General features: G+C 69.9%; 8 protein-coding genes. 3 read left to right on the top strand and 5 right to left on the bottom strand.

Annotated elements, in window-relative coordinates; translation table 11 throughout:
* Positions 1-862, top strand: an 862-nt coding sequence (locus tag G6045_RS01665) for an SDR family oxidoreductase (protein WP_165329907.1), incomplete at its 5' end; no start/stop codon positions are given.
* A gap of 3 nt (positions 863-865) precedes the next feature.
* On the opposite strand, the gene G6045_RS01660 is transcribed toward G6045_RS01665, so the two are convergent.
* Both G6045_RS01660 and G6045_RS01655 read right to left on the bottom strand, forming a co-directional pair.
* Positions 866-2,350, bottom strand: coding sequence for a GMC oxidoreductase (locus G6045_RS01660; RefSeq protein WP_165329906.1), 1,485 nt, complete (start codon positions 2,348-2,350; stop codon positions 866-868).
* 66 nt (positions 2,351-2,416) lie between these two features.
* Positions 2,417-3,250, bottom strand: coding sequence for an enoyl-CoA hydratase/isomerase family protein (locus G6045_RS01655; RefSeq protein WP_165329905.1), 834 nt, complete (start codon positions 3,248-3,250; stop codon positions 2,417-2,419).
* Positions 3,251-3,551: 301 nt separating this feature from the next.
* Here G6045_RS01655 and G6045_RS01650 point away from each other — a divergent pair, with 301 nt between their 5' ends.
* Positions 3,552-3,923 (top strand): hypothetical protein, encoded by a 372-nt coding sequence (locus G6045_RS01650; RefSeq protein ID WP_165329904.1) that lies wholly within the window; start codon positions 3,552-3,554, stop codon positions 3,921-3,923.
* A gap of 114 nt (positions 3,924-4,037) precedes the next feature.
* The gene (locus G6045_RS01645; protein WP_165329903.1) at positions 4,038-4,529 is read left to right on the top strand and encodes a hypothetical protein; all 492 of its coding nucleotides are present in this window, start codon (positions 4,038-4,040) and stop codon (positions 4,527-4,529) included.
* Between the two features lie 147 nt (positions 4,530-4,676).
* On the opposite strand, the gene G6045_RS01640 is transcribed toward G6045_RS01645, so the two are convergent.
* From G6045_RS01640 to G6045_RS01630, 3 genes are all read right to left on the bottom strand, one after another.
* The gene (locus G6045_RS01640; protein ID WP_165329902.1) at positions 4,677-5,408 is read right to left on the bottom strand and encodes a PIG-L deacetylase family protein; all 732 of its coding nucleotides are present in this window, start codon (positions 5,406-5,408) and stop codon (positions 4,677-4,679) included.
* Between the two features lie 78 nt (positions 5,409-5,486).
* Positions 5,487-6,131, bottom strand: coding sequence for an SRPBCC family protein (locus tag G6045_RS01635; protein ID WP_165329901.1), 645 nt, complete (start codon positions 6,129-6,131; stop codon positions 5,487-5,489).
* A complete protein-coding gene (locus G6045_RS01630; protein ID WP_165329900.1) occupies positions 6,124-6,546 on the bottom strand; it encodes an ArsR/SmtB family transcription factor in 423 nt (140 codons plus the stop codon). Before G6045_RS01630 ends, G6045_RS01635 begins: the two co-directional genes overlap by 8 nt.
* Positions 6,547-6,651 lie beyond the last annotated feature (105 nt).

Below are 6,651 nucleotides of genomic sequence, written 5' to 3'. Positions count from 1 at the left end.
CCCCACACCACCCCCACTCGGCGCAAGCGCACTGCCCGCCGGCACGTATGACGGCATGACCGTCCTGGTCACCGGCGGCGGTACGGGCCTGGGCAAGGCGATCGCCGCCGAATTCGCCCGCCTCGGCGCCGACTTGGTGATCGCGAGCCGCAAGGCCGAACACCTCAAGGCCGCCGAGGACGAGCTGGCGGGGCTCGGCGGCCGGCTCCTGACCACCGAGTGCGACATCCGCGACCCGGACCGCATCGCCGAAGTCTTCGACCGGGCCGAGGAGTTCGGCGGACTCCCCCAGGTCCTCATCAACAACGCGGCGGCCAACTTCCCCGTCCCCGCCGAGGACATGTCACCGAACGCCTGGCGCACCGTCGTCGACATCACGCTCAACGGCACGTACTTCATGGCCCGCGAATTCGGCCGCCGCCATCTCGCCGCCGGTACGCCGGGTTCGATCGTCAACGTCGGCGCCTCGTACGCCTGGACCGGCGGCCCCGGTTACGCGCACAGCGCGGCGGCCAAGGCCGGCGTCAAGAACCTGGTCGAGACCCTCGCCGTCGAGTGGGGACCGTACGGAATCCAGGTCAACGGCCTCGTACCGGGGCTGATGCCGCACGAGGACATGACCGCCGACATCCGCGCGAACCTCGACCGCGTACGGACCGCGGACCTCCGCCAGCCCGCGCTGCGTGTCGGCGCACCGCGCGAACTCGGCTGGGCGGCGACCTTCCTCGCCTCCCCGTACGCCCGTTTCATCAGCGGACACACACTGGTGGTGGACGGGGCGAACTGGCAGCGGCGGGATCTGGTGACACCCGAAGTGGTCCCGATACGGGAGCAGTTGGGACGGGGGCCGTTCACCGCGTGACCGTCAGCCCCCGGCACGTACGATCGCGGCCATCGCCCGTTCGGCTAGGGCCACGATGGTCAGGGAGGGGTTGGCGCCGGCCGCGTTGCCGGGGAGCAGTGCGCCGTCCACGACGTACAGTCCCTCGAGCCCGCGCACCCGCCCCTCCAGATCAGTCACCTCTCCGATCGCGCAGCCGCCCAGCGGATGTGCCGTGAACAGAGAGGGGCCGGGCGCGGGCACCGGGATCCAGCCCGGGGATGCCGCGGCGATACGGGCGTTGGCGGCGTGCGCGGCTCGCTGGGCGGCGGCCGACTGCTGGCCCGACCAGCCGGTCAGCCGGACGGTGCGCGCGTCGGGGTCGTAACGGAAGGTCCCCCGGTGGTCGGTGTCGACGGTCATCGCGATGGTCAGGCACAACGGTGCCCCGATGGTCGGCGGAAGATGCCCGCACTCGAGAGTGAGCGGCAGCTCGTAGGCCTCCCGCACTCTGGCCATGGCGGCGATCGGCATCCCCTGCCGGGTGCCGGCATCCGCGCTCGGCAGGGCGCAGGCGGTGATCTGATCGCCGTTGTCCCCGAAGCCGCTGCCCACCGCGGCGGGCAGATCCGCCAGCGCTCCGGCGTCCCGGGCGGCGACAAGGAGCCGGTTGGTCCCCACCGTTCCGGCCGCGAGGAACAGCAGCTCGCAGGTGATGGCCTCCTCGGAAGCGAGCAGCGCACCGTCCGGTGCGAGCCGGCGCACGTGCAGCGTGTAGCCGCCGCGCGCCCGCTCGATGGCGGCGACCTCGTGGCGGGCCCTCAGCTGGACGTTCCCGGTGGCCAGCGCGGCGGGCAGGTAGGTGTGGCGCAGCGTGCGTTTGGCTCCCGTCGCGGCCGCGCCCACGGTGTCACCGGCGATGGCGACGGCCCGGGTACGGCCTGCGAGTTCCTCTCGTACGGACCGCCAGTCGAAGACGGAGCCCACCGGCCCGGCAGTGAAACCGGCCCGCCGCACCCCCGCCGACCAGGCACGGACATGGGTGTACGGGTCCGTACCCATCACATCCGCCGGCATGTCGGAGACTTTGAGCATGCGCCGAGCCCGCGGGAACCAGATCCGGGCGAACTCGTCGTAGCGCAGGCCCCTCGGGTACAGCCGCTCGAAGTACCGCCGCTCGGGAGCGACACTCGCGCCGAAGTAGGAGATCGACCCACCGCCGACCGTGGCCCCGGTGACGATGTCGAGGCCCGACTCGTAGTGATGCTCGGTCCCTTCGCCCGCCGGCACCTCCCCGCCCCGCTCGAGGACCAGCGTGTCCACCCCGGCCCGTCCAAGCCGCAGCGCCGCCACGGCGCCGCCGAACCCGGAGCCGATCACCACGGCACGGAAGTGCGTACGGCGCGCGGTCGCGGCGGCGGCGCGGTCGGAGGCGGGAAGCACGGCCGCGGCGAGTGCGGCGAGCGTGCCACCGGAGGCCAGACCGAAGAGCTCACGGCGTCCGTACGGACGAAGACAGGCAGGTGACATACGTCCGCTCCGAGTCGGGCGGCCCCGCCGACAGAAGGGCCGTAGATGCGGACGAAACGTAACAAGCTACTTCCCTTCGAACTCCGCGGCCCGCCGCGCCGCCTTCGCCGTATACCCCTCCCGCGAGTCCTCGGAGGTGAGAGTGAGCGCCGCCGCGAACGCCGTACGCTCCAGCGCCTCGGTCAGGCCCGCATCCGCGAAGAGGTCGATATCGCGCTTGATGCCCTGAACGGCGATCGGCGCATTGGCGGCGATCTCGGCGGCAAGGGACCGTGCGGTCTTCTCCAACTCGTCCACGGGGGTGACCATTTGAAGCAACCGCAGCCGCTCCGCCGTCGCCGCGTCGATCCGCCGTCCGGTCAGCGCGAGGAACTTGGCCCACCCGGCGCCCGCGTCCCGGGCAATCCGCAGATCGCCGCCGGCGTCGACCGCGACGCCGATCTGCGCCTCGGGCAGCGCGAACACCGCGTCCTCGGCGGCCACACGGATGTCGGCCATCAGCGCGAGCTCGAAGCCGAAGCCCAGGCAGTAGCCCTGCACGGCGGCGACGACCGGCTGCGGAAGCCCGGCGAACACCCGCATCCGCTCGTGCACCCAGCGGATGCCCTCGTAGTAGTTACGGGTCCGTTCGGCGCCGGAGCGTCCGGTGATCGCACCGCCGGGCGCCGTGACGTCGATGCCCGCACAGAAGGCACGGCCCTCGGCGCGCAGCAGCACCGCCCTGATGGAGTCGTCGAAGCGGATCCGGTCGGCGAGCAGACCGAGTTGACGGGTCGACTCCCAGCTCCAGGCGTTGAGCTTGTCCGGACGACAGAGCGTAAGAATCCCGAGCCCGCCCTCGACATCGAGCCGCAGCCGCTCCTCCCCCTCGGCGATCTCCGTACTGACGGTGTCGATCATCCGCGCCCCCTACCGTTTCTGACGTCGCGTCAGGGTAGGGGTCAGAACCCGCACTATGAAGAGCCGCCCTTGGCAAACCTGACGCTGATCCCGAAGCGATTCGTCCAGCCCACCCTGCCCACGCGGGCGAGCTTGCGATGGGCTGCCAGTGCACACCGAGCAGAGTTGAACATGTTCAACTTTCGTGGCAGCGTGAGCGCCAGACGATCTGGTGAGCGAAGCCACCAGGGTTTGACGTGCGCGAGGGGGAGTCATGCGTGATGAACGAGGGCGAGTCGCTGCGGGGTTGCGTGGAGTGGTCTTGGCGGTCGCGGTGTTGACGCTGGCCACGGGGTGCATATGGCAGCAGCAGACACTGTCTCGGGCCGACATCGTAGGCACCTGGACCGAGGGCGATACCGGGACCGGGACCCTGTTCTTCAAGGACGATGGCACCGTCGTCGTAACCGACCTTGCCGTGTTCAGTAACGAAGTCGACAACGTCGTCAAGGTGTCGGAGTGCAGCGGCACCGGCAAGTGGTGGGTGTCCGACGACAAGGAAGATAAGACGTTGGGGATCAACGTCTGCGAGGGCAACCCGTGGGAATTCGGCGGCTCGAAGGAGCATCCGAAAATGCGGGCCCTCGTGGGAGATCCTTCGTACGGGAAATACCAAACCCTCAGCCGCAAGTAGCGGAAGCCGCCCGGCGCATCCAGCCCGTCATCCACCCGACTCACCTGTACTGCACCAGGAGGCGTCGAGAGGTAGCGATCTTGAAGCTTGACGAAGTCGTGTCAGGATGACGCGGTGGATGCAGGGGTGAGCAAGGTCGGAGAGTTGCTCGGGTCGCTGTCGGGCCCGCGTGAGGTCTATGTGCGATCCGGCATCGGGACCGCCGCTGATCTGCCCTCCGAGATATACGCGCTGGCCCGGACTGCTCAGGAAGAGTGGGCCGCGCATGCGGACGAGCGAATCGCGGCTCCTTCACCCGCTGAGGTGGCTGCCGCACTCCAGGTTGTGGGCCCTGGATGGAGTGCGGGCCTGCTTGCTTCGCTGGCGACTGAGAGCCTCGCCCGGCCCGGCGAAGCCCTCCAGGATCAGAGACATGCCCGGCAGGTTGCGGTGCAGGTCGCGGGCCGGCTCGGCAATGAGGCCACTTGGATGACGAACCTCAAGCTGTCGCCAGGGCCTCCCCGGCGGGTGACGTCGTCACCGGTGACCCGGCACACCTTTGATGGCGTGATCGCCGGGGCCAACGGCGGCTGCTTCGTCGTACTTCTTCAAGTGGGCGAAGACTGAACTACGCGGCTGCCGCCGTGCGGGCCTCGACCGCCGCGGGGATGCGTCGAACAAGTCGGGGACAGTGCGCTCGTTGATCTCGGCAGGGTCGACGAAGGAGAAGGCCTTCAACCGCCTTGTAAAGGCTCGGCTCCAGGGAAAACCCTCTCAGCGCTCGTACACATGGAACCCGATCGCGGGCTTCCCGCCGAAGCGGTCGCCGACGAAGCCGGACGTCATCGTGATGATGCCGCGCGCGTACGCCTCCGGGTCCTCGTCGGTCAACGCCTCGATGTACGCGCGGTGTTCGAGCAGGGAGCTGACCGCGCGCTCGAAGCCGGGCTCCGCGTCGATGGCGTGGGTGGGGGTGTCGGAGCCCGCGATGGCGATCCACTTCACGCCGCCCCAGGGCGCGAGGCCCTGTTCGCCGAGCTCCGGGAAGATCCAGCGGTTGCCCGCGTCGCCGACGGCGTCGATCGCCGCCTGGCCGACCGCCCGGTGGTCGGGTGTGTTGAGGAAGCGGCCGCCGAAGGCCTCATGGTGGTTGAGCGTGATGACGAGTTCGGGCTTGTGGCGGCGGATGGCCGCGGCGATGTCACGGCGCAGGGCCGTGCCGTACTCGATCACGCCGTCCTTGTAGTCGAGGAACTCCACCGTCTCGACGCCGACGACGGCCGCGCTCGCCAGCTGTTCCTGCTCGCGCAGCGGAGCGCACTTGTCGGGCTCCAGCGTGTCGATCCCCGCTTCACCGCGGGTCGCGAGCAGATAGACCACCTCGCGTCCGGCGTCCGTCCACTGCGCGATCGCGCCCGCGCACCCGTACTCCAGGTCGTCAGGGTGGGCGACCACGGCGAGTGCGCGCTGCCAGTCCTCGGGCATGGGAGTCAGCTGTTCGGTCATGGCCGCCAATCTAACGGCCACCACCGACAAGGGCACCGGGCCTGCCGAAACAGGGACAGTGGGCGCGAACCGGGGCGGTCAGGCGCCAGGCACGTAGAACTTCGTGGTCGCGTCCGCCATCTTCGCGGCGACCTCCTCCGGTGCCCCGTACGCCACATGGGCCGCGCGCCAGGCCTCGCTGCTGGCCGTCATCAGCTCGCCGGCCTCGGCCGACTCGCTCCATGCCTGCGCCTCGGCACGGTCGAAGGAGTCGCCCTGCGCGAGGTAGCGCTCCAGGCCCACGAGGCCGAGATCCCAGCCGACGCCGGTGGCCCCGGGCCCGAACTGGTCCCAGAACTCCGCCGGCACGATCGCGATGTGCTCGAGTTCGAACCGCGTACGGTCCTCGCCCTCGGGCGTGAGCCGCACCTCGACCTCACTGAAGCCGTCCGGCTGCGGCGGCCCGTAGATCCAGCTGACCCGCAGCAGGCGCGGCTGCTCGCAGCGCAGGATCTCGCCGCCCGCGTTGCCCTCCAGCTGATACGCGCCGCCGAGCTTGAACTCCCCGGTGACCGGCAGGAACCAGCGGCCGAGCCGCTCCGGATCGGTGCACGCCTCCCACACGTCCTCGACGTCGGCGTCGTAGATACGGCTGAGGACGAGGGAACGGCCCTGGCCCTTGGGGGTGTCGGCGTCGCGTACGGCGCGGTGCATGGCGTTGATGCTGTCGGCGATGTCAGTCATCGGAGCTCTCCGTGGTGTGGTGCGGTCCTGTCGTCTGGTGGTCCGGCCCTGTCGTCTGGTGATGCGGTGCCGTCGCCTGGTGGTCACGCGCGCGCCTGGCCCGTTTGCCTCGCGCGAGCTCGGTGCCGAGGGCGTCGAGCCGCTGGTTCCAGAAGCCGCGGAACCGCTCGAGCCAGGCGTCGACCTCCTTGAGCGGCGCCGCGTCGACCGCGTACAGCCGACGTGCGCCCTCGGCGCGCACGGTGGTGAATCCGCTCTCGCGCAGCACCCGCAAATGCTGCGACACGGCGGGCTGGGAGATCCCGAACTCCGCACGGATGGTCGCGGTCACCTCGCCCGAGGACTGCTCGCCTGCCGCGAGGAGCTCCAGGATGCGGCGCCGGACCGGGTCGCCCAGGACATCGAATGCGTACACATTCGCAGCATGACACCTCTGGCTTATATAAGGCAACTCTTATACGTGTCAAAGGGCCTGCCCAGACGGTCGACCGACGCGTACCCTGCACCCATCCGATGACCG

Source organism: Streptomyces mesophilus, assembly GCF_011044995.1.
GTDB lineage: Bacteria > Actinomycetota > Actinomycetes > Streptomycetales > Streptomycetaceae > Streptomyces > Streptomyces mesophilus.
This window is presented reverse-complemented; position numbering and strand designations above follow the sequence as displayed.

Coding starts and splice junctions, on each gene's coding strand:
- G6045_RS01660 (WP_165329906.1), bottom strand. CDS start 2,350: ATGTCACCTGCCTGTCTTCGTCCGTACGGACGCCGTGAGCTCTTCGGT.
- G6045_RS01655 (WP_165329905.1), bottom strand. CDS start 3,250: ATGATCGACACCGTCAGTACGGAGATCGCCGAGGGGGAGGAGCGGCTG.
- G6045_RS01640 (WP_165329902.1), bottom strand. CDS start 5,408: ATGACCGAACAGCTGACTCCCATGCCCGAGGACTGGCAGCGCGCACTC.
- G6045_RS01635 (WP_165329901.1), bottom strand. CDS start 6,131: ATGACTGACATCGCCGACAGCATCAACGCCATGCACCGCGCCGTACGC.